Genomic DNA, 24,370 nt, shown 5'->3' with positions numbered 1-24,370 from the left:
CCTCGCGTTCACCTCGATTTCCGCCCCTGGGGCATGTCCGACGATCCATGGCGGGATCGCGGGCGGCCTTCTGCCAAGATGCTGGCGTGCAGTACGTGACGATCGAGATGCCCGTGCGTTTGTGGCAGCGCGTGGATGGTTGCGTCGATAACTCGATGGCTGTCGATGTGGTCGACGCGGTCATGGAGTCGGTGGTTGCCGGGTCCTGTGTTCAGGATGCGGGCTGGCGCGCTTCGGCGGCCTACTCGGGCGAACGTGACCAGTTCGGCTGGCCTCCGTCCGAGCACCTGTTGCCGATCACCCTTCGTCGCTCGCACTGGGACTGGATCTTGTCTCAGCTGGACCGCTGGGAGCCGTACGAAACGGATGGCGTCGCGGAGGACGCGCGCGGGGTAATCGGCGAAGCGCTCCGGGAGGCGTAGTCGCAGAGCACCACGGCGCTCAGTCCTCGGGGATGCCCACGCCGACGCTCGGCTGGTTGATCCCACCGTCGACCAGGCCGGATATATCGAGTGCGAGCAGCAGCCATCCGACTGCAAGCAGGATGCCGAGTGCGGCCAGCACGATCACCCAGATGCGGAACCGGCCCAGCTCGGGCTTGGCGAGGATCCCGACGATCAACAGCCCGGTCGATATGGGGAGTGCGATGAAGAACCCCGTGATGAGAGGGACGGCAGATGCTGCCGCCAGGACGACCAACGTGATCTGAGCGGGGAGGGGCCATTCCCTGCGCTGGGTCGCGGTGTTCACCATGTCGGTCACCTTACCCGCGGGCTGCTCATCAACAAGGGCGCCGGAGGTCGACCCCCTGTTCCCGCGGCTCACGCTGCACGACCTCCCACACGCCGCGGTCCGCTCCCGGTCAGCGCGGGGCCCTCCAGGCGGAACGACGAAGGCCCCAACTTCCCCGGAATTCCGGGGAAGTTGGGGCCTTTCGCGTGGCGGTACCGGTGGGATTTGAACCCACGGTGCGCTTTCACGCACACAACTTTTCGAGAGTTGCACCTTCGGCCGCTCGGACACGGTACCGAGATCGATAGTAGACGACTCCGTCACGAGGTCCAAAACGAGCGGATGGCGCGGGGCCAAGCCGAAGGGCTACGCCGCGATCCGCTCCGCGACCAGCGTGGCATCCTCGCCGACGCCCATCAGCAGCGGCGACTTGCGCGTGCGCAGCCACGGCACGCCGACGAAGGAGAGGCCGGGCACGACGGTGCTCATCCCGTCCCGCTGGAGCGGCAGCCCGTACTCGTCGACGACGCCGGGGATGTCGATCCACCGGTAGTCGGGGCGGAAGCCGCACGCCACGACGACGCCGGCGAGGTCGGCGAGGCGCGGGGCGGGTGCCACCGGGATGCTGGCGCGCGGCAGTTCGGGAAGTTCGGGCGTCAGGAGACCCATCCGCTCGGCCGTCTCGACGACGAGGGTGCAGACCGCCTGCCACCCCTCGTCGCCCGCGGCCACCGAGACGCCGAGGTCGTCGGCCACGACGAGTCGATCGCCGTCGAGGCCGAGCACGCGACCGGTGAGCTGCGCGCCGGCCGCGGCGAGCGTGCGCAGGTTGAGGTCGTGACCGCCGCCGCGGCCTGTGACGACGGGATTGGGGCCGAGCCGTGCCGCCGGCGAGGGCAGGTCCGCCGCGGTGTGCTCGAAGAAGCCCGCCTCCATGAGCCAGTCCACCGTGTCGCGGCCGGCCACCTGCCGCGGCATCGAGGGCGCGCGCCCAGGCGAGATCACGACCTCGCGCCCGGCGGCCAACAGCTCCTCGGCGATCTGGCCGGCGGTCTGGCCGCCGCCCATCACGAGGATCCGGCCGTCGGGCAGCGAATCCGGCGAGCGATAGGACGTCGCGCCGACGACGGGCACGTGGCCCGCGAGCTCGTCGATCACCTCGGGCCGGCGCTCCCGCTGGTACGCACCGGTGCAGGCGACCACTCGTCGCGCGCGCACTGGCCCGGCCTCCGTCTGCGCGAGGAATCCGTCGTCGGTGACGCGGAGCAAGTCCACTCCGGCGTGCTCGCGGATCGGCGCACCGAACGACGCCGCCCATCGGCGCAGGTGCACGATGATCTGCTCACGCGGCAGGTAGCCGCCCGGGTCGTCCCCGTCGTACTCGCCGCCGGGCAACCGGATGGTGTGGTTCGGCGTGACGAGGCAGAAGCTGTTCCACCGCACGTACCAGGCCGCGCCGGCGCGCTCGCGATCGACCACGACATGGTCGACGCCGGCACGCATGAGTTCGTGGCTGACCGCGAGCCCGGCCTGTCCAGCGCCCACGACGAGGACGTCGGTGTCCGCGAGCATGGCGCCAGCGTATGCCAGCCCGCCGGGCAGGGGAAGTGGCGCACGGGCGCGCAACCCCCGGCCGAGGGTCGGCGGCGCATCGTACGCTCGGACCATGGCCGAGGAACGCCCCGCCGTCGAACCGATCGTCACCGCCCTGGTGCCGATCGCGCTGCTCGCCGGCATCCTGCTCGCCGCTCGCGCGTGGTGGCGACGATTCCGCGCGCGCATCACCGCGAACAGCGTCATCCTCAACGAGACGCTGCCCGTGCACTCGAAGTGGTGGCGCGACCACGCGAAGGTGCGCGGCGAGCTCCTCTACGTCGCGCTCGGCGACAGCGCGGCGCAGGGCATCGGCGCGAGCCGCCCCGACCGCAGCTACGTGGGCGTGCTCGCTCGGCTCATGCGCGACACCACCGCCCGCACCATCCGGGTGGTGAACCTCAGCGTCTCGGGCGCGACGGTCGCGCTCGCCGTGCAGGACCAACTGCCGAAGCTCGCGAAGTACCGTCCCGACGTGATGACCGTGGCCATCGGCTCGAACGACATCGCCAAGTGGGATCCCGTGGCGTTCGAACGCGACCTCAGCCGGATCCTCGATGCCGTGCCGCCGCACACGCTCGTCGCCGACCTGCCGTTCTTCTACTTCCCCCAGAACGAGCGCAAGGTCGCGGTCGCGAACGACATCGTGCGGCGACTCGTCGCCGAGCGCGGGCTCACGCTCGTGCGACTCCATCGCGAGACACGCCTCCGCGGCTTCCGGCGCATGTTCACCCACTTCGCGAACGACTGGTTCCATCCCAACGACCACGGCTACCGGGTCTGGGCCGACGCGTTCCGTCCCGCACTGCTCGCGTCGCTCGCCGAGCGCTTCCCGGTCGAGGCGGATGTCGCGACCGCCGCCGACACCGACGGCGCCCTCGTCTCGGGGCCGGCCGCGCCGGTCCCGGCCGATGTCGCCGGGCAGCCCTAGGCTCTGGGGCATGGCGAAGCCCTCCACCGCGTACCGTTGCACCGAATGCGGCTGGAGCACCGTCAAGTGGGTGGGCCGCTGCGCCGAATGCCAGCAGTGGGGCACCGTCGTCGAGGCCGGCACGACCAGCGGCATCGTCCGCAGCCTGCAGCCCGTCGCCCCGACCGCGGGGCGCGCGGCGCGGCCGATCGCGCAGGTCGAGTCCGAGCTCACGGCGCATCGGCCGAGCGGGGTCGGCGAGTTCGATCGCGTGCTCGGCGGCGGCATCGTCGCGGGCGCCGCGATCCTGCTCTCGGGCGAGCCGGGCGTCGGCAAGTCGACGCTGCTCCTCGAGGTCGCCGCCCGGGTCGCCTCGACCGGGCGGCGCGTGCTGTACGTCAGCGCCGAGGAGTCGACCGCGCAGGTTCGCCTGCGCGCCGGCCGCACGGGGGCGCTGCACGACGAGCTCTACCTCGCCTCCGAGACCGACCTCGCGACGATCCTCGGTCAGGTCGACGAGGTCTCCCCCGAGCTGCTCATCGTCGACTCCGTGCAAACGGTGTCGAGCTCGCTCTCCGACGGACTGCCCGGCCAGCCGAGCCAGGTGCGCGAGGTGGCCTCCACGCTCATCCGCGTCGCGAAGGAGCGCCAGCTGCCCGTGCTCCTCGTCGGCCACGTCACGAAGGACGGCACGATCGCCGGCCCGCGCCTGCTCGAGCATCTCGTCGACGTGGTGTGCCAGTTCGAGGGCGACCGCCAGACCGCCTTGCGCTTCGTGCGAGCCCTGAAGAACCGGTTCGGCCCGACCGACGAGGTCGGCTGCTTCGAGATGACGGGCGACGGCATCGCCGAGGTGCCCGACCCGTCGGGCCTGTTCCTCAGCCGGTCGCGCACCTCCGTGAGCGGCACGTGCGTCACGGTCGCGCTCGAGGGGCGGCGTGCGCTCCCGGTCGAGGTGCAGGCGCTCGTCGTCGGCACCAAGGCGCCGCAGCCGCGTCGCGTCGTCAACGGGGTCGACCCCTCGCGCGTGGCGATGATCATTGCGGTGCTCGAGCGCCGTGCTGGGCTCCGCCAGCTCGGCGAGCACGACGTCTACGTGTCGACCGTCGGCGGTGTGCGACTCGTCGAACCGGCGGCCGACCTCGCGATCGCGGTGGCGATCGCGAGCGCCATGCGCGACCGCGCGGTGCCGCACGAGCTCGCGGCCGTGGGCGAGATCAGCCTCGCGGGCGAGGTCCGGCCCGTGGCATCCGCCCGGCAGCGCGCCGCCGAGGCGCGGCGGCTCGGCTACACCGCCCTGCTCGACGACGAACTCGGCAGCGTGCGCGCCGCGGTCGATCGCGCGATGATGGCCGCCTCGGGCGCGCGGGAGCGCGAACTCGACGCCGCGTTCTGAACTCCTACGTCTCGAGCGCCTTCAGCAGCTCGGTCGGCGACGCCTGCATCGGATGCGGCCCGGCGATGTCGAGGAACACCGTGGTGATCGTCGATTCGTAGCGCTTGAGGAACGACCGCAGCCACTTCGGGCTCTGCAACCCGACCGCGGGCGGAAGGTTCGCCGGCTTGTTCGCCGCATCGCTGAAGAGCAGCAGCGCGACCTCGCCGGTGTTCGGGTCGCGGTAGGTCCAGACCTCGCCGCCGTCGAGCGGCTTGTCGCGCGGGCCCGGCTTGATCAGCGGCACGACGGTGTTGCCGTGGCGAAGAGCGAGCGCGACGGCCGCGACATCCTGCCGCTCGAGGGCCTCGGCGAGCGCCTGCGACCGGAATTCCAGCGAGTCCGCAGCCTTCGACCCCTTCGAGCCCTTGGGGGAACGCTTCGCACCGGCCATCGCTCCAGCCTACCGAGGCGTCCCGCGCCGGCGCGCATGGTGAAGGGTGGACGGCCACGGCCATCCACCCTTCTGGGAGCGTGCCGGACTACAGACCCAGCAGGCGGGAGAGCAGGTTGCCCAGACCGCCGGTGTTGCCGCCATCGAGCAGTCCCGCAACCGCGCAGAGCAGGTTGCCCAGCAGGTTGCCCGCGCCGCGTTCGGCCGTGATGTCAAGCTGGACATCGCTGAGGTCGACGACCAAGCCGAGGATGTCGAGGTGCAACGGGCCGAGGTCCAAGGTGAGGATGTCGCAGACCTGCGTTGCCGCAGCGCCCACGACGCTCGTCGTCACCTGCTGGTCGACCGCCACAGGGTCGCCGACGAGAGGCGTGAACGTACCGACCACGTCACCGACGACGCTCAGCACGCCGCCCTGCGAAGTGAAGCCGGTCGGCGTGAAGGTACCGACGAACCGGCCGACCCCGGCGATGGTCTGGTCGATCTGCGCCGGCTGCACCGACGCCAGCTCCTGGGCGTTGACGGTGGGCGGCGGCGCGGCTTGGGCCGGGGCCACGGTCCCGACCGCCATGGTCAGGGACAGCGCGACAGCGCCCAACCCTGCGAGAAGCTTCTTATGCTGCATGATGATCGATCCTTTCCGGCGGCGCACGCGCACGTTCAGGCCCGCGCTCCGCCGGGTTATGAAGCGGTTACTCATGGTCCCGCCTCTGGCGAATGCACTCGGATCCCACGACTGTGTTGCGTCCGGACCCGTCGCTGTGCATTTCTTCGTGCCCGACGATAGGCCGATGTCGCGGCGCAAGATAGCGGCTTGACCCGCCTCGGAGAAGACGTTCACGAGGAACCCCTCCGCATTGGAGCGCGCTCCCAGACTCCGCCGCAGACGGACTCCAGGACGGGCCGGCGTCCCCGATCAGTACAGCAGGAACTGCTTCGACTCGGTCGACTCGAATCCCGAGACCGACACGTTCAGGTGATACGACGCGCCCCCGGCCGGCACCGGGGCGCGGGTGCTCGCGCACGTGTCGGCGGTCGAGCGGGTGCGGTCCCAGACGATCGGTGCCGTCGACGACACCGGCGCGTTCGGGGCGAGCGACACCTCGGCGTCGACCGGCTCGGTCTGGCAGTCGGTGGAGGTCCAGTAGACCTCCTTCCCGCTCGTGACGGTGAACACCTGCGCCTTGGTGCCGACGTTCAGCGCGCACGTGTTGGGGCCGGTGTTGGTGATCGTGACGGAGAGCTTCGGCTGCTCGCCCGACGCGTAGACCGCCTTGTCGGTCAGCGCCTCGACGGTGATCTGGCCCTCCGTGCAGGCCGCACCGTCGACCGCGGGCGCCTCGGATGCGTCGGGTTCGTCGGTGGCGGGGGCCCCCGTCGCGGGCGGCTCCGAGGGCGGGGCGTCGGATGCCGCGGGGGTCGGCGTCGCCGACGGCGGCGTCGTCTGCGACACCTCGTCGCCCTGGCTCGCGCCGGGACGCACGATGACGAGCACGATCGCGACGATGACGGCGACGAGCCCGAGCAGCACCATGAGCCGGCGACGCCGGTACACGGAGGCGGGCAGTCGCCCTGATGCGGGGCGGTTCGACGTCATGCGCTCAGGCTACGGCGGCCCGAGCCGCGTCTCGGGGTGCGGGCTCGGCGCGCCCCCAGGCGGTGAGGAACGCTCAGAGGGTTTTCAGCATCCGGGTGTTGCCGAGCGTGTTCTGCTTCACGCGCGCGAGGTCGAGGAACTCCGCGACGCCCTCGTCGTGCGAGCGCACGAGCTCGGCGTACACCTCGGGATCGACGGTCTCGCCGCCCATGTCCTCGAAGCCGTGCCGGCTGAAGAAGTCGACCTCGAACGTCAGGCAGAACAACCGGCTGAGGCCGAGCCCGCGGGCGTCGTCCTCGAGCGTCGCGAGCAGCGCGTGCCCGACGCCATGGCCCAGCCAGTCGTCGTGGACGGCGAGCGTGCGCACCTCGCCGAGGTCCTCCCACATCACGTGCAGCGCGCCGCATCCGACGACCACGCCGTCGGCCGACTCGGCCACCCGGAACTCCTGCAGCGCGCCGTAGAGGTCCACCCGCTCCTTGCCGAGCAGGATGCGTCGGGCGACGAGCGGCTCCACGAGCTCGACGATCCTCGGCACGTCGGGCGTGCGCGCGGCGCGCACGTGGAAGGGCTGCGTCATCCGCTCATCGTATGCCCGCGGCCATGCCCGGAACGGCACCTGCGGGCGCACCCGCTCGGGCACGGGCGAGGGGGCGGATGCCGCGGCATCCGCCCCCTCGGGTCGAACCGGTCGTGCGGGTTACTGCCCCGCCGCGAGGTCGGGCGTGGCCGGCCCGGTGCCGATCGCCGCGCCCGTGTTGACGCCCACGCCGACGGGCAGCGCCCGCTGCGTCGTGGTGAACACGAACTCGCCGTCCTGGAAGTCGACATGCACGTGGTCGCCCGAGTTGAGCTCGCCGTGCAGGATCTTCTCCGACAGCCGATCCTCGATCTCGTGCTGCACCGCGCGGCGCAGCGGGCGGGCGCCGAGCGTCGGGTCGAACCCGACCTCGATGAGCCGCTCCTTGGCCGCCTGCGCGAGCTCGACGGTCATGTCGCGGTCGAGCATGCGCTCGCCCAGTCGCTTGATGAAGAGGTCGACGATCTGGAGGAGCTCCTCCTTCGACAGCTGCGGGAAGACGATGATCTCGTCGACGCGGTTCAGGAACTCGGGCTTGAAGTGCTTCTTCAGCTCCTCGTTCACCTTCGCGCGCATGAGGTCGTAGCCGGTGCGAGGGTCGCCCTCGACCTGGAAGCCGACGGGACCGCCCGAGATGTCCTTCGTGCCGAGGTTCGTCGTCATGATGATGACGGTGTTCTTGAAGTCCACCACGCGACCCTGGCCGTCGGTGAGGCGGCCCTCCTCCAGGATCTGGAGGAGCGAGTTGAAGATGTCGGGGTGGGCCTTCTCGATCTCGTCGAAGAGCACGACCGAGAACGGCTTGCGGCGCACCTTCTCGGTGAGCTGGCCGCCTTCCTCGAAGCCGACGAAGCCGGGAGGGGCACCGAACAGTCGCGAGACCGTGTGCTTCTCGCCGTACTCCGACATGTCGAGCGAGATCATCGCCGACTCGTCGTCGAACAGGAACTCGGCGAGCGCCTTGGCGAGCTCGGTCTTTCCGACGCCGGTGGGGCCGGCGAAGATGAACGAGCCCGAGGGGCGCTTCGGGTCCTTGAGGCCGGCGCGCGTTCGGCGGATGGTCTTCGACAGGGCGGAGATCGCCTCCTCCTGGCCGATGACACGCTCGTGCAGCGCCTTCTCCATGAAGACGAGGCGGCTCGACTCCTCTTCGGTGAGCTTGAAGACGGGGATGCCGGTGGCCTGCGCGAGCACCTCGGCGATCAGGCCCTCGTCGACGACGGCGGTCGTCTTGACCTCGCCCGACTTCCACTGCTTCTCGAGGCGGAGGCGCTCGCCGAGCAGGGTCTTCTCCTCATCGCGCAGCGACGCGGCCTTCTCGAAGTCCTGCTCCTCGATCGCGGTCTCCTTCGCGGCGCGGACCACGGCGATCTTCTCGTCGAACTCGCGCAGCTCGGGCGGCGACGACAGGATAGACAGGCGCAGGCGCGCGCCGGCCTCGTCGATCAGGTCGATGGCCTTGTCGGGCAGGAACCGGTCGCTGATGTAGCGGTCGGCGAGGTTGGCGGCCGCGACGATCGCTCCATCGGTGATCGAAACCTTGTGGTGCGCCTCGTAGCGGTCGCGCAGCCCCTTCAGGATGTTGATCGCGTGCGGGAGCGACGGCTCGGCGACCTGGATCGGCTGGAAGCGGCGCTCGAGCGCGGCATCCTTCTCGAAGTGCTTGCGGTACTCGTCGAGCGTGGTCGCGCCGATGGTCTGCAGCTCGCCGCGCGCGAGCAGCGGCTTGAGGATCGACGCGGCGTCGATCGCGCCCTCGGCGGCGCCCGCACCCACGAGGGTGTGGATCTCGTCGATGAAGACGATGATGTCGCCGCGCGTGCGGATCTCCTTCGTGACCTTCTTGAGGCGTTCCTCGAAGTCGCCGCGGTAGCGCGAACCGGCGATGAGCGAGCCGAGGTCGAGCGAATAGAGCTGCTTGTCCTTCAGCGTCTCGGGGACCTCGTTCTTGACGATCGCCTGCGCGAGGCCCTCGACCACGGCGGTCTTGCCGACACCGGGCTCGCCGATGAGCACGGGGTTGTTCTTGGAGCGACGCGAGAGGATCTGCATGACCCGCTCGATCTCCTTCTCGCGGCCGATCACGGGGTCGAGCTTCGACTCGCGCGCAGCCTGCGTGAGGTTGCGGCCGAACTGGTCGAGGATCTGCGAGCCGCCCTGGGCCTGCTGCTGCTCGGTCGCGCCGACCTGCACCTGCTCCTTGCCCTGATACCCGGAGAGGAGCTGGATGACCTGCTGGCGCACGCGGTTGAGGTCGGCGCCGAGCTTGACGAGCACCTGGGCCGCGACGCCCTCGCCCTCGCGGATGAGGCCGAGGAGGATGTGCTCGGTGCCGATGTAGTTGTGGCCCAGCTGGAGCGCCTCGCGGAGCGAGAGCTCGAGCACCTTCTTGGCACGCGGGGTGAACGGGATGTGCCCCGTGGGCTGCTGCTGCCCCTGCCCGATGATGTCCTGGACCTGCTCGCGGACCGCGTCGAGCGAGATGCCCAGCGACTCGAGCGCCTTCGCCGCCACGCCCTCACCCTCGTGGATGAGGCCGAGCAGGATGTGCTCGGTGCCGATGTAGTTGTGGTTGAGCATCTTGGCTTCTTCTTGCGCCAGGACGACGACACGACGGGCTCGGTCCGTGAATCTCTCGAACATCATCTACTCCTCGTCGACGCCGGGTAGGGGCATCGATACAACAACGGTAACGATCGGGCCTGCGCGGTGGGCGCGTGTTCGCCGTGGGCGCACCGGCGCTTGACGTCAGGACGCGGCATCCGTAACGTATCGATCGTCGATACCATCGATATTCGATATGGCGCATGACGACCGGAGGACCGATGACCGCCTACGACGCTCCCACCCGCCTCGACCGCGCCGACACGATCGGGATGTACGCGACCGTGTGCATCGCGGCCGTCGCGGTCGCCGCGACGATCTGGGGCGTGATCGCCCGGCTCGCCGAGGTCGTGCCGTTGCGCGACGTCCCGGTGCTCGTGCCGTTCATCGACGAGGTCGCCGACCTCCCGATCGGGCCGGATGGCGCGCCGGTGACGGTGGCGGTGGACCAGGCCGTCGTGACCGTGCCCGAGCCGGCCGCCGCGACCGGCTTCGCGCTGATCGCCGAGCCGCTCGTGCACGGACTCGCGATCGTCGCCGGCGTGGTCATGCTCGCACTGCTCTGCTGGAACGTCGCCCGAGGACGGGCGTTCTCGCGTGCCAACGTCCGGATCGTCTTCTCGGGTGTCGGCGTGCTCGCCGCGGGCTGGTTGTTCGGCACGATCCTCACGAACATGACCGTGAATGGCGCACTCTCGGCCGTGAGCGACTACACCTACGAGGGCATCACGTTCAGCACCGACTGGGCGATCCCGTTCGCCATCCTCGCCCTCGGCCTGGTCGGCGCCGCATTCCAGGTGGGGGCCCGGCTCCAGCGCGATACCGACGGACTGGTCTGATGGCGCCGGCCGAGGTCGACGAGGCGCACGACGTCCATTGCCGGCTCGACGAGCTGCTCGCCGAGCGCGGGCTCACCCTGACTCGCCTGGCCGAGCTGGTCGGCGTGAGCGTCGTCAACCTCAGCGTGCTGAAGAACGACCGCGCCCGCGCCATCCGCTTCTCGACCCTGCAGGCGATCTGCCGCACCCTCGAGTGCGAGATCGGCGACCTGCTCGTGCTCAGGCGAGCGGATGCCGCGGGGTCGGCGTCCGGCGCCGCGCCGACCCGCTGATCGCCTCGACGCACCGGCGCGCGCGTGATTGGATGCACGCATGCCCAGACTCGTACTCACCGTCATCGGAGACGACCGCGCCGGCCTCGTCGAGGCCCTCGCCGAGGCCGTCACGGCCCACGGCGGCAATTGGGAGCAGAGCCAGATGGCCGAGCTCGCCGGCCAGTTCGCGGGCATCGTGGTCGTGACGGTGCCGGCCGACCGCGCCGACGACCTGCGCACCGCGCTCGAGGGGCTCGAGGGACTGCTCGACGTGTCGGCGCACCCCGGCTCGGAGGAGCCTGAGGGCGTCGACGACTGGCGTCGGCTGCGGATCGACCTCGTCGGCAGCGACCACCCGGGCATCGTCCACGACGTGTCGGCGGTGCTCTCGCGCCACGGGCTCAGCATCGAGACGATGACGACCGAGCGGCGCGACGCCCCCATGGCGGGCGGGCAGCTGTTCGAGGCGCACATCCTCGTGCGCGTGCCGCCCGGCACCGAGCCGGGCGCGGTGCGCGACGAACTCGAGCGGGTCGCAAGCGAGCTGTTCGTCGAGCTCTCGGTCGGTCAGGACTGACCCGCCGGACTGCGTCGTCGGGCCGGACAGGGCCCCGCCGCCGGGCCTACTTGACGGGGACGGTGACGACCGCGTCGCCGACGGTGACCTCGAGCTCCTCGGTCGTCGTCACGTCGGCGGGCGTCGAGAACACCGTGGTGTGCGGCACGAAGTCCATGGTGCAGGGGCCCTCCTCGGCTTCGGGAAGGACCGCCTCGACGGCGTTGCCCTCGCCCGCCTCGGCGGTGACGCGCAGCTCGGTCGGGATGATCGGGCAGGTCGAGGACCCCCAGATCGTGATGGCGAGCCGGCCGCCGTCCTGCAGGTACTGCACGAACGGCTCATCGCCGCTCGGCTCCGGCACCTCCTCGGCCGAGCCCTCCTCGGTCTCGGTCTCGGTCTCGCCGCCCTGCTCGGTGTCCTCCGCGTCGCCCGCGGCCTCCTCCTCCTCGTCGATGACGGGCAGACCCGGGAAGTCCTCGACGGGCCCGGATCCGGGTGCGCAACCGGCGAGCAGGAGCGCCGACACGACAGCGGCGGAGGCGAGGAAAAGGCGACGGACTTCCACGTGCGGGGCCATGGGCACATGCTAGCCCGCGAGGCCCGTCCACGGCAGGCAGGCCGCGCGGCCGTCGCGCGTAGGATGCGGGCATGAGCAACCTCGAGCGCGACCCCGTCGAACTGCTCTGCCCGCCCGAGACGCCCCACGGGCCGGCCGTCCAGCTCTTCGACTACCGCGAGGTCCCGCTCGGCGGACCGCGGGCGATGCCCGTGCGCCGGACGCTCCCCCAGCGCGGCCGCACCACGATCGGCGCCTGGTGCTTCGCCGACCACTACGGGCCCGACGACGTCTCGGTCACCGGCGGCATGGTCGTGCCGCCCCACCCGCACACCGGGCTGCAGACCGTGAGCTGGCTCTTCGAAGGCGAGATCGAGCACCGCGACTCGACCGGGAGCCACGAGCTCGTGCGGCCCGGCGGCGTGAACCTGATGACCGCCGGCCGCGGAATCTCGCACTCAGAGGTATCGACCGGCGCGACGACCCGCCTGCACGGCGTGCAGCTCTGGGTCGCCCTGCCCGAGGACTCCCGGCATGTCGGACCGTTCTTCGAGCACGCCGACACCACGCCGTTCCGGCTCGGCGACGCGACGCTGCGCGTGTTCGTGGGCGAGCTCGTCGCCGGCGACGCGGGCGAGGCGGCGGATGCGCCATCCGCGCCGGTCACGGTCTTCTCACCGCTGCTGGGCGCGCAGGTCGACCTGCCCGCGGGCGGCACGGTCGACCTGCCGCTCGATCCGGGCTTCGAGCACGGCCTGCTGGTCGACGCCGGCCCGGCGCACGTCGAGGTCGGCGGGGCGGATGGCGCAACCGAGGTCGCGTGGTCGCAGCTGGCGTACCTCGGCACCGGACACGATCGCGTGCGGGTGCGCGCCGACGCCGATCCGGTGCGCGTGGTGCTCCTCGGCGGCGTGCCGTTCGGCGAGGAGCTCGTGATGTGGTGGAACTTCATCGGCCGGTCCCACGACGAGGTCGTCGAGTTCCGGCGCCGATGGCAGTCCGACGTGATCGACCGCAACGATCCGGATGGGCCGTTCGGCACGGTTGCCGGGTACGACGGTCGACCGCTGCCCGCGCCCGACCTGCCGACCGTGCGGTTGAAGCCGCGGCGCTGAGCCGCGCCATCCGCTCGCCGCTGGTCGAGTCGTGCTGAATGCGCGTACCGAGACCCGCCGCGCGCCGACGGCCGGTGCCCAGGAGGGAGCACCGGCCGCCGGGGTGATCCGGGCCGATCAGGCCACGGCCACCTCAGGCGCACCCACCGCCTGCTCTTCCCGCACCGGGCGGCGGTGCGCCCAGCGCTTGAGTGCGATGACCACGAGGGCCGCGACGACCGTGCCGGCCGCGATCGCGAGGACGAACCACAGCAGGTTGCCGATCGCGAAGAACACGAAGATGCCGCCGTGCGGGGCCTGCGACGTCACGCCCATGCCCATGCAGATCGCGCCGGCCACCGCACCGCCGATGACGGTCGCCGGGATGACGCGGAAGATGTCCGCGGCAGCGAACGGGATCGCGCCCTCGGAGATGAACGCGGCACCGAGCAGCCACGCCGCCTTGCCGTTCTCGCGCTCGACCGGGGTGAACAGCTTTCGGTCGATCAGGGTGGCGAGCGCCATCGCGAGCGGCGGGACCATGCCCGCAGCCATGACCGCCGCCATGATCGCCCACGGCGCCTGGTTCTCGGGCGAGCCCGCACCCAGGCCGGCGACCGCGAACGCGTAGGCGACCTTGTTGACCGGGCCGCCGAGGTCGAAGCCCATCATCGCGCCGAGGATGAGGCCGAGCAGGACCGCGCCGGCACCGGAGAGGCCCGACAGCCAGTCGTTCAGTGCGGTCGAGAAGGCCGAGATCGGTCCGGCGAGGAGCACGATCATGAGCCCGGAGGCGACGATCGACGCCAGCAGCGGGATGATCACGACCGGCATCAGGCCCTTGAGCCAGCGCGGCACATCGAGTCGCGCCAGCAGCAGCGCGATCCATCCCGCGAGGAGGCCGCCGACGAGACCGCCGATGAAGCCGGCGCCCATGAGGCCCGCGACCGAGCCCGCGACGAAGCCGGGCGCGATGCCCGGGCGATCCGCGATCGCGTAGGCGATGTATCCCGCCAGCGCTGGGACGAGGAAGCCCATCGAGATGTTCCCGATGACGAAGAACACGGCGCCGAGATAGATGGCGAGGCCGCCCTCGGGGAGGTTCCAGAGTGCGTTCGTCGTCACGATCTCGACCGCATTGTCGTTGATGTCGTACCCACCGAACAGGAAGCCGAGCGCGATGAGCAGGCCACCGCCCGCGACGAACGGGATCATGTAGCTGACGCCCGTGAGCAGCACGCGCTTGATCTTCTGGCCGAAGTGCTCGTGCGCGACGGCTGCGGCGGCGCTCTGCGCCGTGGCGTCGCCCGCGACGCGCGGCGCCGACGGGTCGTCGATCGCGGCGACCGCCTCGCGCAGCATGTCGGCCGGGTGGTCGATGCCGCGCTTGACCGGGCCTGCCACGACCGGCTTGCCCGCGAAGCGCGACTTGTCGCGCACGTCGACATCGACGGCGAAGACGACGGCGTCGGCCCGCTCGATGACCGAGGGCGCGAGCGGGGTCGAACCCGACGAGCCCTGCGTCTCGACGTGCAGTTCGATGCCCTCCTCCTTGGCGGCCTTCGCGAGCGCGTCGGCGGCCATGTAGGTGTGCGCGATGCCCGTGGGGCACGCGGTCACGGCGATGAGCACGGGCCTGCCCTCGTGGTGCGCGGGGGCGGAGACGGCGGCGGCGGCGGCGGTCGTGGCGGCTGCCGCGGGCGCGGCGGCGGCGGGCGCCGTCTCGGGCTCGGGCGCGAGCGCCTCGTCGACGAGCGCGACGAAGGTCGCCGCGTCGGGCGCGGAGCGCAGCGAGGCGACGAAGTCCTCGCGGATCAGCGAGCGTGCGAGCGTCGAGAGCACCGCGAGGTGGTCCTGCGTCGACGCGGTCGGCACCGCGATGAGGAACACGAGGTCGGCGGGCCCGTCGAACGAGCCGAAGTCGACGCCCTCGGGCAGGCGGGCCGCCGCGAGCGTCGGCTGCGTGACGGCGTCGGACTTGGCGTGCGGGATGGCGATGCCGCCGGGGACGCCGGTGGAGTCCTTCTCTTCACGGGCCCACGCGTCGGCGAAGAGCGCTTCGGCGTCGGTGGCGCGGCCTCCGGCGACCACGCGCTCGGCGAGCGCGCGGATCACGTCGGCCTTGTCGGCGCCGAGCGGCGCGTCGAGGCTCACGAGCCCCTGGTCGATGACGTCGGACATTGGATTCCCTCCTATGGGATGACCGGGGCGACGGCGCCCCGGATACGGATGACGGTGATGGCGGACGCGTCGGCGAGTTCCCGCGAGGGAACCGCCGAGCCCGGGAGCGACGCGGCGGCCGCCCCGTGTGCGACCGCCTGGGCGAGCGCCCGCTCGGGCGCCGCCCCTTCGGTCACGGCGAGCAGGAAGCCGGCGAGCGAGCTGTCGCCCGCGCCGACGGTGCTGCGCGGCACGATGCGCGGCGCGGGGGCGAACCATCCCCGACCCTCCCCGACGAGCACGGCCCCCTTCGAGCCGAGCGTGACGAGGGCCGAGCGGATGCCGCGGGGCACGAGCGTCGCGGCGACCTCGGCGACCCGTTCGGGGTCGGACTCGAGGGCATCGGCGTCGGGCTCTCCCGCGAGCTCGGCGAGCTCCTCGCCGTTGGGCTTGATGAGGTCGACGGGCTCGCCCGAGTCGACGAGTGCCGCGAGCGGACCGCCCGACGTGTCGACCGCGATGCGGGCGGCGACGCCCGCGGCGCGCGCCTCGCGCACCACGCGGACGTAGAAGTCGGGCGTGAGCGACGGCGGAAGCGAGCCGGCGAGCACGAGCCACGAGGCATCCGCTGCCTGCGCGACGACCGCCGCGATGAGCGCCCGCTGCTCGGCCTCGGTGAGTTCGGGGCCGAGCTCGTTGAGTTTGGTGGTGACGCCGTCGGGCTCGGTGATCGTGACGTTCGACCGGAGGCGGGCGGCGATCGGCACCGTCGCGACGGGCACGCCCGCGGACGCGAGGGCGATGACGAGCGGGTCGTCGGCGCGACCTGGGAGCACGGCGATCGAGGCGGCGCCCGCCGCGACCAGTGCGCGGGTGACGTTCACGCCCTTGCCGCCCGGCTCCTCGACGTTGCGGGCCATGCGCTGCACCTCGCCGCGCTCGAGGGCGTGCTCGAGCTCGACCGTGCGATCGAGCGACGGGTTGACGGTCAGCGTGACGATCATGCGACTCGCACCTCCACCTCGGCGGCGTCGAGCGCGGACGCCAGCGCGGCGCCGGGCGGCGCGTCGGTGATGAGCACGTCGACCTCGTCGAGCGCGGCGAACCGGTGCAGCGCCTCGTCGTCGTGCTTCGACGCGTCGACGAGCACGACCGCGAGCCGGGAGCGCTCGACCATGGCCCGCTTGACCTCGGCCTCGAGCTCGTCGGGCGTGGACAGGCCGAACTCGGCGCTCACGCCGTTCGTGCCGAGGAACGCGATGTCGGGTCGGAGGTCGGCGAGCTGGGCGATCGCGGTCGGCCCGACGGCCGCGCTGGTGACGCCGCGGACGGTGCCGCCGATGATGCGGACGATGAGGTTTGCGTTGCCGTGCAGGAGCGCCGCGATGGGCACGGCGTTCGTGTAGACGGTGAGCGGCGCGATGCCCGGCTCGGGCTGCCATCCGGCGAGGGCCTCGGCCAGTGCGGCCGTGGTGGTGCCGGCGTCGAGCAGGATGGCGCCGGTGAACGTCGGCGGCACGAGTGCGAGCGCCGCCTGGGCGATCGCGCGCTTGGCGTCGGTGTGGCGCTCGGTGCGCTCGAGGACCGTGGTCTCGGCGAGGCTCGCACGCCCCGCGCCGACGGCGCCGCCGTGGACTCGGCGGACGTGGCCGGCCTTCTCGAGTGCGTCGAGGTCGCGGCGGATGGTCTCGGGCGTGACGTCGAGCTGGGAGGAAAGGTCGGCGACCGAGACGCGGCCGGCGTGGGCGAGCGCATCCATGATGTGCTCGTGTCGCTCCATCGCGTACATACGGCCTCCTTGCCGGGTCCGACTGCAACCTGCGTTTGTGTGAGTTTAGATCACCTTTCCCACACAAAGCAAGAGTTTCGCAGAAATTCCAACACAAATGGATGGCGCACTTGCCCGCCGGACACAACGAATCCCGGGTTCCCGCGGGCGGAGCCGCCGGAACCCGGGATTCGCGAGACGCCGCTGCTACGGCGCAGGCACCTCCGCCCCAGCCCGGCCGGCCCAGAACAGGCCGCGAGCGATCTGGCTGAACATCCCGACCGGGTGCGTGCGGAAGTTCACCGAGGTGCCGAACATGAGCACGCGGTTGCCGGCGGCCGTCTCGGCCGAGACAGCGGACGCCTTGCCCGCGGCGTCCGCCTGCGACCGCCCGGCCGAGTCCCGCCAGTGGCCCGAGATGAACGGGTCGTCGGCGTCGTACGCCTGTTCGACCACGGCGTTCGCGCCGAGGTTCGTGTACCAGACGGCCGGGTAGCCGAACGAGGTGTCCTGCGGGGAGCTGCCGAGGAGGCCGCCCTCGACCGGGTCGACCGAGACGATGCCGTTCGAGCCCGACGTGCCGCTCGTGGCCGTCGACGTGACCAGCCCGAAGGCGTTGGCGAAGCTCGCGATCGCCGTGCCCTCGCCGACCACGCCCTTGCCCGCCGCGAGGTACTCCTGCACCTCGGCGCGCCCGGTCGCCTGCGCGCCCGAGAAGTTGAGCGTGCCGCCGACCCAGAGCACGTCGACGTCGTCGAGCGTGACCGCACCGCTCTGCAGCGTCGCCGCAGAGACCGCCACGGGGTCGTCGAAGCCGAGCTTCTGGAGGGTCAGGAGCTCCTCGCCGCCGCCCGAGTAGGCGACGGTGAGCTCGTCGAGACCCGTGCTCTCCTCCGACGCGAGCCGCGCGCCATCCGACGCCGTGAACGCCACGCCGTGCGCCTCGGCGACCTCGACCGCGGCCGCGTGGCTCGCGTCATCCGGCCCGAGGATCACCGAGCCGTCGGCGAACGCCGACACCGGCACGCCCGACTCGAGCAGCGCGGTGACCGCCTGGTACTCGGCCACGCCGCTCGTGGCGAGCTCGAGGTACGTCCCTGCCGCGGGCACGGACCCCGTGTCGGCCGCCTCGGCGACGGACTCGAGATCGGCGTCGAGCGCCGCGTCGGTCGTCGAGCCGATCGCATCCACGTCGGCACCCCAGAGCAGCGCGAGGCTCCACGCCGAGATGTCGTACATGTCGGGCACGCGGTCGGAGATGTCCGAGCCGTCGGCGAGCAGCACATTCGCCATGCCGCGCAGCGGCTGGTGCATGTCGACGACGTACGAGCCGGCGGGGTACTCGGTCCCGCCCGCCGAGAACGCGGCGCTCGCGCGTTGCACCTCGATGCCGTTGGCGATGAGCTGGTCGACGAGGTTCGCCGCATCCGTGGCCGAGCGCTGCGCCTCGCCCGCCGGGATGACGTACGCCCGCGGAAGCTCGGTCGTGTACACGTCGGTCTCGTCCCAGATCTCGGCCCACTGGTTCGGGGCGGGCACGTCGGCCGGGTCGACGTCGGCGGGAATCGGCTCGATCGGCTCGCCCGCCGTGCCGCGGCGGAAGATCTCGATCTGGTTCTCGAGCAGCGCGGCCGCGTTGTCGACGACGTAGTCGACCGAGGTGTCGATGACCACTCCGGCGACCTCGATGTTGACCGCCGAGTTGGCCTTGTTGACCGGGTTGTCGGCCGGGCTCACGCGCCCGAGCGGCAGCTCGACCGTGTTGGTGATCGCGCCCTGGTACGCCACGTACTGCGGCGTGAAGATCGGCGGCCAGTCGTCCCAGCCCGAGCGGATGTCGCGGTACGGGATCTTGATCTTGCCGGTGTTCTCGGTCGTCGTGCCACCCGTCGACGAGAGGTACGTGTTGCCCGGGATGTTCGCCGAGGTGACGGCCTCCTCGATCTCGAGGGCGGCCGCGTAGGCGTGCGGCAGGAACAGGTCGTACTCGTAGTTCTCGCCGTGCGGCGGGCCGCAGGGCTCGACCTGCAGCACGCTCGTGTAGCCGTGCAGGTCGACGTAGAACGTCGGCTGGATCACGCCCGACAGGTCGCGGATGATGCGCGCCTCGCTCGTCGCGCCCGTGATGAGGTCGCGGTTCGCGTCGAACCCGGTGGCCGTCGCACGCTGGCCGAGCGCACGTCCGTCGGGGTTGTTCGTGACGGTGAAGTACAGGCGGTTGCCCTCGAGGAGGTCGCCCACCTCGGACCACGGCGCGGTCGCGAGGTGCTCGATGTACTCGAGCACCGCGTCGGTGCCCTCCCACTCGTTGCCGTGGATGTTCGCGTTGAACCAGATCGGCACCTTGTACTGGCTGAGCAGGGCCTGGTTCTTCGCTGCGGCCTTGGGGTTCTGCTTGATCAGCTCGCGGAACTGCGCCTGCTTGGCGGTCTGGCCGCGGTTCTCCTTCGCCGTGAGGGTGACGAGGTGGATGTCGCGCCCCAGGGCCGACTGGCCGACGACCTGCACCGAGATGCGGTCGCTGACGTCCATGAGACCGTTGAGCTTCGGCGCGATCTCGTCGTACGGGATGACGCCGCGATTGATCGAGGCGTCGGTCGGGTCGTCCGGCACAGTTGCGAGATCGGGCTGGTACGGGTAGCTCGTCGGCGGGGCGACGAGCGGCGAGACGGGCGTGACGACGGGCACGGCCGGCGCGCCCTCCAGCGCGACGGCCGGTGCAGCGCCGACGACGAGCGTCGCGGCGACGAACGCCGTGACGCTCACGCCCGCGAGTGTACGAGGCAGCGACATGGAACTCCGTAGGGATGGCCGCCGCGTCCCCAAGGTCGGGACGCGTCGCGACGGCGCGGAGAGCGTTCTCCGCAGGCTAGCGCGCGAATCGTTTCAGGGGAATGACGAATTCGCGGCGCTGTCGTGTCGGGGTCTACTGCAGCGCCGAGGTCAGCCGCGCGAGGTTGTCGAGGACCGTGGAGCGCAGCGGTTGCCGCATCCACTCCTCGAGCGTGAGCTCCCGGCTGTCGCGCCGGTAGCCGTCCTCGACCGCGCGCATCTCGCGCACGAACGACTCGCCGCGCACGAGGAGCGAGACCTCCATGTTGAGCTCGAACGACCGGATGTCCATGTTGCTCGATCCGATGACGGCGACGTCGTCGTCGATCGTGAAGTGCTTGGCGTGCAGGATGAACGGCGCCTGGTACATGTAGATCCGGACGCCCGCGCGCAGGAGCGCCTCGTAGTACGAGCGCTGCGCGTGGTAGACGAGCGCCTGGTCGCCCAGCTCGGAGACGAACAGCTCGACGTGCACGCCGCGCTGCGTCGCGCCGCTGATCGCACGCAGCATCGCCTCATCGGGCACGAAGTACGGGCTCGTGATGATCATGCGCCGCTGCGCCGCGTACATCAGGGCGAGGAACAGCTTGAGGTTGTTCTCGTTCTGGTAGCCCGGGCCACTCGGCACGACCTGGCAGTCGAGGTCCTGCTGCGCCGCCTCCTGCGTGAACGGGATCAGCTCGTCGCGCGAGGGCGCATCGCCCGTCTCGAGGTACCAGTCGGTCGCGAAGATCGCGTCGAGGCCCGACACGATCGGGCCCTCGACCTCGGCGACGAGCTCCTGCCACTTGAGGCCGCGCCGGATGTTGCTGCGCTTGTGGTAACTGCGATCGACGACGTTCTGCGAGCCGAGGTAGCCGATCTCGCCGTCGACGACGAGGATCTTGCGGTGGTTGCGAAGGTCGGGCCGTTGGTACTTGCCCCGGAACGGCATGATCGGCAGCATCAGCCGCCACTCGACGCCCATGTCGGTCAGGCGCCGGATGGTGCGCCGGTACCCCTTCACGCGCCGCGACGCGATGTGGTCGATGAGCACCCGCACCTCGACGCCGCGGGCGACGGCGTGCCCGAGCGCGTCGAAGAACCGCGCGGTCGTCGAGTCGTAGGCGAAGATGTAGAACTCGACGTGCACGTAGCGCGCCGCCCGGCCGATGGCGTCGGTCATCGCATCGAGCGAGGCCTGGTAGTCGCCGATGAGCCGGGCGCTGTTCGAGCCGATGAGCGGCATCGCCCCGAGGTTGCGGTTCAGCTGCACCACGCCCTCGAACCAGCTGGGCCACTTGGTGCTGTCGCTCACGCGCTCGACGCCGTGCGTGCTGTCGCGGATGAAGCGGTCGACCTCGTCCTGCTTCGCGCGCCGGGCCTTCGGCAGCTTGGGGTTGCCGATCAGGAGGAAGAACAGGATGCCGAGGTAGGGGATGAAGAAGATCGCGAGCAGCCAGGCCATGCCGGCGGTCGGCCGCCGGTTCCGCGGCACCACGATGATCGCGATGATGCGGATGACGAGATCGACGAGGACGAGGATGGCGGCGATGACCGCCGTCACCTGCGCCTCCGTCATGCCGGACTACGCGGCCCGGCGCTCGGCCGAGCGCTTGGCGCGCTCCTCGGCCTCGATGCGGGCGTAGGCGTCGCGCTCGCCCCGGTCGGCGCGGAGCACCGCGCGCATCACGAACCAGAACAGCAGCCCGATCAGCACGGTCGGCGCGACCGACCAGATCGCGTTCACCCAGAAGTCGTCCATAGCGCCTCCAGAATACGGGGGTTTCCTCGGGTTCGCTGGGTCAGCCTGCGGTGATGATGCCCCAGATGCCCGATCCGAGCAGGTAGAGCCCGATCGCGCCGACGATGATCCAGATGGCCACGCGCGTGGTCGAGGGCTTGCGGGGATCGGGCTTCGGCTCGAGCTCCGACTTGGGAAGGTAGTCGTTCATCGCGTCATCCGTTCACTTGACGAGCGGGAAGAGGATGGTCTCGCGGATGCCGAGACCCGTGACGGCCATGAGCAGCCGGTCGATGCCCATGCCCATGCCGCCGGTGGGCGGCATGCCGAACTCGAGCGCCCGGAGGAACTCCTCGTCGAGCCGCATCGCCTCGGGGTCGCCGCCGGCGGCGAGCCGGGCCTGCTCGACGAACCGGTCGCGCTGCACGACGGGATCGACGAGTTCGGAGTACCCCGTGGCGAGCTCGAAGCCGCGCACGTAGAGGTCCCACTTCTCGACCACGCCCGGGATCGTGCGGTGCTGGCGCACGAGCGGCGAGGTGTCGAGCGGGAAGTCCATGACGAACGTCGGCCGCTCGAGGCCCGGCTTGACGTGGTGCTCCCAGAGCTCCTCGACGTACTTGCCGGGCAGCGGGTGGTCGATCTCGATCTCGACGGCGTCGGCGAGCTCCTTCAGACGCGACATGGGCGTCTCGGGCGTGATCTGCTCGCCGACGGCCTCGGAGAGCGAGTCGTACATCGACATCCGCTCCCACCGGCCGCCGAGGTCGTACTCGGTGCCGTCGGCCCACGTCACGACGTGCGAGCCCGACACGGCGAACGCGGCATCCTGCACCAGCTGCTGGGTGAGGTCGGCGATGCCGTGGTAGTCGGTGTACGCCTGGTACGCCTCGAGCATCGCGAACTCGGGGCTGTGCGTGGAGTCGGCGCCCTCGTTGCGGAAGTTGCGGTTGATCTCGTAGACGCGCTCGATGCCGCCGACGACGGCGCGCTTGAGGTAGAGCTCGGGCGCGATGCGCAGGTAGAGCTCGGTGTCGAAGGCGTTCGAGTTCGTGACGAACGGGCGCGCCGACGCGCCACCGTGCATGACCTGCAGCATCGGGGTCTCGACCTCGATGAAGCCGAGGCTCGAGAACGTCGAGCGCAGGCTCGCGTTGACCTTCGCGCGGTCGACGACGTTGCGACGGGCCTGCTCGCGGGCGATGAGGTCGAGGTACCGGCTGCGGACGCGGGTCTCCTCCGACAGCTCGTTGTGCAGGTTCGGCAGCGGCAGGATCGCCTTCGACGCGACGCGCCACTCGGTCACCATGATGGACAGCTCGCCGCGGCGGCTCGTGATGACCTCGCCGGTCACCGCGACGTGGTCGCCGAGGTCGACCAGGTCCTTCCACGCCGCGAGAGACTCGTCGCCGACCTCGCCGAGCGAGACCATGGCCTGGATGCGGCTGCCGTCGCCCGACTGCAGGGCCGCGAAGCACAGCTTCCCGGTGTTCCGCAGGTGCACGACGCGGCCCGCGAGCGAGACGGTCTCGCCGCTCCGCTCGTCGACGCCGAGGCCGACGAAGCGCGACCGCACCTCTGGGATCGTCGACGTGATCGGGACCGTCACCGGATAGGCGCCGCCGCCGAGGCCGTCGGATGCCGCGATGAGTCGCTCGCGCTTGGCGAGCCGCACGGCCTTCTGCTCCGAGATCTCCTCGGCGGTGGGCTCGTGCGTGGTCTCGTCGGCCATGTGGTCTCCGGATGGATCGGCGGGCATGCTGGCGCGGCATCCGTTTCGGACGCCTCGGTCCAGCGTAGTGCGCCGCGCTGCGCGCACCTGAGGGTCAGCCGGATGCCGCGGCCGGCCGCTGCGCCTCAGGCGAGGTCGATGAGGGCGTTGTCGATCAGGCGCGTGGCGCCGACTCGGGCGGCCACGAGCACCCGCGCCGGGCCCGTCGCCCCCTCGACCACCGGCAGGAACGTGTCGGGGTCGACGACCACGAGGTAGTCGAGCTCGATGCCGTCGTGGTCGCCGAACGCGCCGGCCGCCTCGGCGAGCACCTCGTCGAGCCCGTCGGACGCGGCCGACTCGGCGGCGGAGAGCGCTTCGGACAGCGCCAGCGCGATGCGCCGCTGCTCGGCGTCGAGGTACCGGTTGCGGCTCGACATCGCCAGCCCGTCGGGCTCGCGCACGGTCGGCACGACCTCGATGCGGACCGGGAGGTCGAGGTCGCGCGCCATCCGCTGCACGAGGAAGACCTGCTGGGCGTCCTTCTGACCGAACAACGCGTGGTCGGGCAGCACGATGTGGAACAGCTTCGACACGACCGTGAGCACGCCATCGAAATGACCGGGCCGCGACGCGCCCTCGTACAGGGTGCCCACGTGACCCGCGGTGACCCGCGTCTGGACCTCGCCGGCCGGGTACATCTCGGCCGCGCTCGGCGCGAACACGAGCTCGACGCCGTCGCGTGCGAGCGCCGCGAGGTCGGACTCGATCGTGCGCGGGTACCGGTCGAGGTCCTCCCCCGCCCCGAACTGGAGCGGGTTCACGAAGATCGACACCACGACCACGTCGGCGATCTCGCGGGCGCGGCGGACGAGCGCGAGGTGGCCCTCGTGCAGGGCGCCCATCGTGGGAACGAGCGCAATGGTGCGGCCGGCGCGGCGATGCGCGCGCACCGCCTCGCGGATGTCGGCGATCGTGCCGATGAGCGATGTGGCGGATGCCGCGGGGTCGGCGGCGCTCATGGTCTCG

At 71.1% G+C, this 24,370-nt stretch carries 24 protein-coding genes and 1 tRNA gene; 7 read left to right on the top strand and 18 right to left on the bottom strand.

Translation table 11 applies throughout. The annotated features are described in order from the left end of the window. The first annotated feature begins 86 nt into the window (after nucleotides 1–86). On the top strand, nucleotides 87–422 hold the full coding sequence (locus ACFQ58_RS05545; protein WP_376950047.1) for a hypothetical protein: 336 nt from the start codon (nucleotides 87–89) through the stop codon (nucleotides 420–422). A 19-nt stretch (nucleotides 423–441) separates the two neighbouring features. Here ACFQ58_RS05545 and ACFQ58_RS05540 read toward each other — a convergent pair whose 3' ends face one another. The 3 genes from ACFQ58_RS05540 to ACFQ58_RS05530 all read right to left on the bottom strand — a co-directional run bounded on the left by ACFQ58_RS05540 (nucleotide 442) and on the right by ACFQ58_RS05530 (nucleotide 2,304). After that, on the bottom strand, nucleotides 442–753 hold the full coding sequence (locus ACFQ58_RS05540) for a hypothetical protein (protein ID WP_376950046.1): 312 nt from the start codon (nucleotides 751–753) through the stop codon (nucleotides 442–444). Nucleotides 754–939: 186 nt separating this feature from the next. Further along, a tRNA-Ser gene (locus ACFQ58_RS05535) sits at nucleotides 940–1,029 on the bottom strand. Nucleotides 1,030–1,098: 69 nt separating this feature from the next. Next, nucleotides 1,099–2,304 (bottom strand): flavin-containing monooxygenase, encoded by a 1,206-nt coding sequence (locus ACFQ58_RS05530; RefSeq protein WP_376950045.1) that lies wholly within the window; start codon nucleotides 2,302–2,304, stop codon nucleotides 1,099–1,101. Nucleotides 2,305–2,398: 94 nt separating this feature from the next. Between ACFQ58_RS05530 and ACFQ58_RS05525 the strand changes: the two genes are divergently transcribed. Further along, nucleotides 2,399–3,256 carry an SGNH/GDSL hydrolase family protein gene (locus ACFQ58_RS05525; protein WP_376950044.1) on the top strand — a complete coding sequence of 286 codons (858 nt, stop codon included), beginning with the start codon at nucleotides 2,399–2,401 and terminating at the stop codon, nucleotides 3,254–3,256. 10 nt (nucleotides 3,257–3,266) lie between these two features. Then, the gene (gene radA, locus ACFQ58_RS05520) at nucleotides 3,267–4,631 is read left to right on the top strand and encodes a DNA repair protein RadA (protein ID WP_376950043.1); all 1,365 of its coding nucleotides are present in this window, start codon (nucleotides 3,267–3,269) and stop codon (nucleotides 4,629–4,631) included. Between the two features lie 4 nt (nucleotides 4,632–4,635). On the opposite strand, the gene ACFQ58_RS05515 is transcribed toward radA, so the two are convergent. The 5 genes from ACFQ58_RS05515 to ACFQ58_RS05495 all read right to left on the bottom strand — a co-directional run bounded on the left by ACFQ58_RS05515 (nucleotide 4,636) and on the right by ACFQ58_RS05495 (nucleotide 9,884). Beyond that, entirely contained in the window at nucleotides 4,636–5,064 is a 429-nt protein-coding gene (locus ACFQ58_RS05515) for a dehydrogenase (protein WP_376950042.1), read from the bottom strand. An 88-nt stretch (nucleotides 5,065–5,152) separates the two neighbouring features. Next, nucleotides 5,153–5,764, bottom strand: coding sequence for an ABC transporter substrate-binding protein (locus ACFQ58_RS05510; RefSeq protein WP_376950041.1), 612 nt, complete (start codon nucleotides 5,762–5,764; stop codon nucleotides 5,153–5,155). 216 nt (nucleotides 5,765–5,980) lie between these two features. Next, the gene (locus tag ACFQ58_RS05505; protein WP_376950040.1) at nucleotides 5,981–6,661 is read right to left on the bottom strand and encodes a hypothetical protein; all 681 of its coding nucleotides are present in this window, start codon (nucleotides 6,659–6,661) and stop codon (nucleotides 5,981–5,983) included. A gap of 73 nt (nucleotides 6,662–6,734) precedes the next feature. Then, nucleotides 6,735–7,241 carry an amino-acid N-acetyltransferase gene (locus ACFQ58_RS05500; protein WP_376950039.1) on the bottom strand — a complete coding sequence of 169 codons (507 nt, stop codon included), beginning with the start codon at nucleotides 7,239–7,241 and terminating at the stop codon, nucleotides 6,735–6,737. A 120-nt stretch (nucleotides 7,242–7,361) separates the two neighbouring features. Continuing rightward, nucleotides 7,362–9,884 (bottom strand): ATP-dependent Clp protease ATP-binding subunit, encoded by a 2,523-nt coding sequence (locus ACFQ58_RS05495; protein WP_376950340.1) that lies wholly within the window; start codon nucleotides 9,882–9,884, stop codon nucleotides 7,362–7,364. 164 nt (nucleotides 9,885–10,048) lie between these two features. On the opposite strand from ACFQ58_RS05495, the gene ACFQ58_RS05490 reads away from it, so the two are divergent. The 3 genes from ACFQ58_RS05490 to ACFQ58_RS05480 are packed head-to-tail and all read left to right on the top strand — an operon-like array spanning nucleotide 10,049 to nucleotide 11,515. After that, nucleotides 10,049–10,684, top strand: a complete 636-nt coding sequence (locus tag ACFQ58_RS05490; protein ID WP_376950038.1) for a hypothetical protein — start codon at nucleotides 10,049–10,051, stop codon at nucleotides 10,682–10,684. Then, nucleotides 10,684–10,956, top strand: a complete 273-nt coding sequence (locus ACFQ58_RS05485) for a helix-turn-helix domain-containing protein (RefSeq protein WP_376950037.1) — start codon at nucleotides 10,684–10,686, stop codon at nucleotides 10,954–10,956. Before ACFQ58_RS05490 ends, ACFQ58_RS05485 begins: the two co-directional genes overlap by 1 nt. A gap of 40 nt (nucleotides 10,957–10,996) precedes the next feature. Next, nucleotides 10,997–11,515, top strand: coding sequence for a glycine cleavage system protein R (locus ACFQ58_RS05480; protein ID WP_376950036.1), 519 nt, complete (start codon nucleotides 10,997–10,999; stop codon nucleotides 11,513–11,515). Nucleotides 11,516–11,561: 46 nt separating this feature from the next. Here ACFQ58_RS05480 and ACFQ58_RS05475 read toward each other — a convergent pair whose 3' ends face one another. Continuing rightward, on the bottom strand, nucleotides 11,562–12,074 hold the full coding sequence (locus tag ACFQ58_RS05475; protein ID WP_376950035.1) for a hypothetical protein: 513 nt from the start codon (nucleotides 12,072–12,074) through the stop codon (nucleotides 11,562–11,564). A 71-nt stretch (nucleotides 12,075–12,145) separates the two neighbouring features. Between ACFQ58_RS05475 and ACFQ58_RS05470 the strand changes: the two genes are divergently transcribed. Beyond that, a complete protein-coding gene (locus tag ACFQ58_RS05470) occupies nucleotides 12,146–13,168 on the top strand; it encodes a pirin family protein (RefSeq protein ID WP_376950034.1) in 1,023 nt (340 codons plus the stop codon). Nucleotides 13,169–13,285: 117 nt separating this feature from the next. Here ACFQ58_RS05470 and ACFQ58_RS05465 read toward each other — a convergent pair whose 3' ends face one another. The 9 genes from ACFQ58_RS05465 to panC all read right to left on the bottom strand — a co-directional run bounded on the left by ACFQ58_RS05465 (nucleotide 13,286) and on the right by panC (nucleotide 24,363). Next, on the bottom strand, nucleotides 13,286–15,328 hold the full coding sequence (locus ACFQ58_RS05465) for a fructose-specific PTS transporter subunit EIIC (RefSeq protein WP_376950033.1): 2,043 nt from the start codon (nucleotides 15,326–15,328) through the stop codon (nucleotides 13,286–13,288). Between the two features lie 11 nt (nucleotides 15,329–15,339). After that, complete coding sequence (locus ACFQ58_RS05460) at nucleotides 15,340–16,311, bottom strand: 1-phosphofructokinase family hexose kinase (RefSeq protein ID WP_376950032.1); 972 nt, start codon at nucleotides 16,309–16,311, stop codon at nucleotides 15,340–15,342. Beyond that, the gene (locus ACFQ58_RS05455) at nucleotides 16,308–17,096 is read right to left on the bottom strand and encodes a DeoR/GlpR family DNA-binding transcription regulator (protein WP_376950031.1); all 789 of its coding nucleotides are present in this window, start codon (nucleotides 17,094–17,096) and stop codon (nucleotides 16,308–16,310) included. The genes ACFQ58_RS05460 and ACFQ58_RS05455 overlap by 4 nt, the downstream gene beginning before the upstream one ends. Nucleotides 17,097–17,282: 186 nt before the next feature. Beyond that, the gene (locus tag ACFQ58_RS05450; RefSeq protein ID WP_376950030.1) at nucleotides 17,283–19,841 is read right to left on the bottom strand and encodes a M14 family zinc carboxypeptidase; all 2,559 of its coding nucleotides are present in this window, start codon (nucleotides 19,839–19,841) and stop codon (nucleotides 17,283–17,285) included. Nucleotides 19,842–20,001: 160 nt separating this feature from the next. Then, complete coding sequence (gene cls, locus ACFQ58_RS05445) at nucleotides 20,002–21,468, bottom strand: cardiolipin synthase (protein ID WP_376950029.1); 1,467 nt, start codon at nucleotides 21,466–21,468, stop codon at nucleotides 20,002–20,004. Between the two features lie 6 nt (nucleotides 21,469–21,474). Then, entirely contained in the window at nucleotides 21,475–21,651 is a 177-nt protein-coding gene (locus tag ACFQ58_RS05440; RefSeq protein ID WP_376950028.1) for a hypothetical protein, read from the bottom strand. A gap of 40 nt (nucleotides 21,652–21,691) precedes the next feature. Further along, nucleotides 21,692–21,841: a hypothetical protein gene (locus ACFQ58_RS05435; protein WP_376950027.1), complete on the bottom strand. Its 150-nt coding sequence runs from the start codon at nucleotides 21,839–21,841 to the stop codon at nucleotides 21,692–21,694. A gap of 12 nt (nucleotides 21,842–21,853) precedes the next feature. Further along, the gene (gene lysS / locus ACFQ58_RS05430) at nucleotides 21,854–23,362 is read right to left on the bottom strand and encodes a lysine--tRNA ligase (protein WP_376950026.1); all 1,509 of its coding nucleotides are present in this window, start codon (nucleotides 23,360–23,362) and stop codon (nucleotides 21,854–21,856) included. A gap of 125 nt (nucleotides 23,363–23,487) precedes the next feature. Next, entirely contained in the window at nucleotides 23,488–24,363 is an 876-nt protein-coding gene (gene panC / locus ACFQ58_RS05425; protein WP_376950025.1) for a pantoate--beta-alanine ligase, read from the bottom strand. Nucleotides 24,364–24,370 lie beyond the last annotated feature (7 nt).

It is taken from the genome of Agromyces sp. NPDC056523 (assembly GCF_042794545.1).
GTDB lineage: Bacteria > Actinomycetota > Actinomycetes > Actinomycetales > Microbacteriaceae > Agromyces.
Note: the sequence above shows the minus strand (reverse complement) of the source record. Positions and strands in the feature narration are given on the sequence as shown.

Coding starts and splice junctions, on each gene's coding strand:
- ACFQ58_RS05540 (WP_376950046.1), bottom strand. CDS start 753: ATGGTGAACACCGCGACCCAGCGCAGGGAATGGCCCCTCCCCGCTCAG.
- ACFQ58_RS05530 (WP_376950045.1), bottom strand. CDS start 2,304: ATGCTCGCGGACACCGACGTCCTCGTCGTGGGCGCTGGACAGGCCGGG.
- ACFQ58_RS05525 (WP_376950044.1), top strand. CDS start 2,399: ATGGCCGAGGAACGCCCCGCCGTCGAACCGATCGTCACCGCCCTGGTG.
- radA (WP_376950043.1), top strand. CDS start 3,267: ATGGCGAAGCCCTCCACCGCGTACCGTTGCACCGAATGCGGCTGGAGC.
- ACFQ58_RS05515 (WP_376950042.1), bottom strand. CDS start 5,064: ATGGCCGGTGCGAAGCGTTCCCCCAAGGGCTCGAAGGGGTCGAAGGCT.
- ACFQ58_RS05510 (WP_376950041.1), bottom strand. CDS start 5,764: ATGAGTAACCGCTTCATAACCCGGCGGAGCGCGGGCCTGAACGTGCGC.
- ACFQ58_RS05505 (WP_376950040.1), bottom strand. CDS start 6,661: ATGACGTCGAACCGCCCCGCATCAGGGCGACTGCCCGCCTCCGTGTAC.
- ACFQ58_RS05500 (WP_376950039.1), bottom strand. CDS start 7,241: ATGACGCAGCCCTTCCACGTGCGCGCCGCGCGCACGCCCGACGTGCCG.
- ACFQ58_RS05495 (WP_376950340.1), bottom strand. CDS start 9,884: ATGTTCGAGAGATTCACGGACCGAGCCCGTCGTGTCGTCGTCCTGGCG.
- ACFQ58_RS05490 (WP_376950038.1), top strand. CDS start 10,049: ATGACGACCGGAGGACCGATGACCGCCTACGACGCTCCCACCCGCCTC.
- ACFQ58_RS05485 (WP_376950037.1), top strand. CDS start 10,684: ATGGCGCCGGCCGAGGTCGACGAGGCGCACGACGTCCATTGCCGGCTC.
- ACFQ58_RS05480 (WP_376950036.1), top strand. CDS start 10,997: ATGCCCAGACTCGTACTCACCGTCATCGGAGACGACCGCGCCGGCCTC.
- ACFQ58_RS05475 (WP_376950035.1), bottom strand. CDS start 12,074: ATGGCCCCGCACGTGGAAGTCCGTCGCCTTTTCCTCGCCTCCGCCGCT.
- ACFQ58_RS05470 (WP_376950034.1), top strand. CDS start 12,146: ATGAGCAACCTCGAGCGCGACCCCGTCGAACTGCTCTGCCCGCCCGAG.
- ACFQ58_RS05465 (WP_376950033.1), bottom strand. CDS start 15,328: ATGTCCGACGTCATCGACCAGGGGCTCGTGAGCCTCGACGCGCCGCTC.
- ACFQ58_RS05460 (WP_376950032.1), bottom strand. CDS start 16,311: ATGATCGTCACGCTGACCGTCAACCCGTCGCTCGATCGCACGGTCGAG.
- ACFQ58_RS05455 (WP_376950031.1), bottom strand. CDS start 17,096: ATGTACGCGATGGAGCGACACGAGCACATCATGGATGCGCTCGCCCAC.
- cls (WP_376950029.1), bottom strand. CDS start 21,468: ATGACGGAGGCGCAGGTGACGGCGGTCATCGCCGCCATCCTCGTCCTC.
- ACFQ58_RS05440 (WP_376950028.1), bottom strand. CDS start 21,651: ATGGACGACTTCTGGGTGAACGCGATCTGGTCGGTCGCGCCGACCGTG.
- ACFQ58_RS05435 (WP_376950027.1), bottom strand. CDS start 21,841: ATGAACGACTACCTTCCCAAGTCGGAGCTCGAGCCGAAGCCCGATCCC.
- lysS (WP_376950026.1), bottom strand. CDS start 23,362: ATGGCCGACGAGACCACGCACGAGCCCACCGCCGAGGAGATCTCGGAG.
- panC (WP_376950025.1), bottom strand. CDS start 24,363: ATGAGCGCCGCCGACCCCGCGGCATCCGCCACATCGCTCATCGGCACG.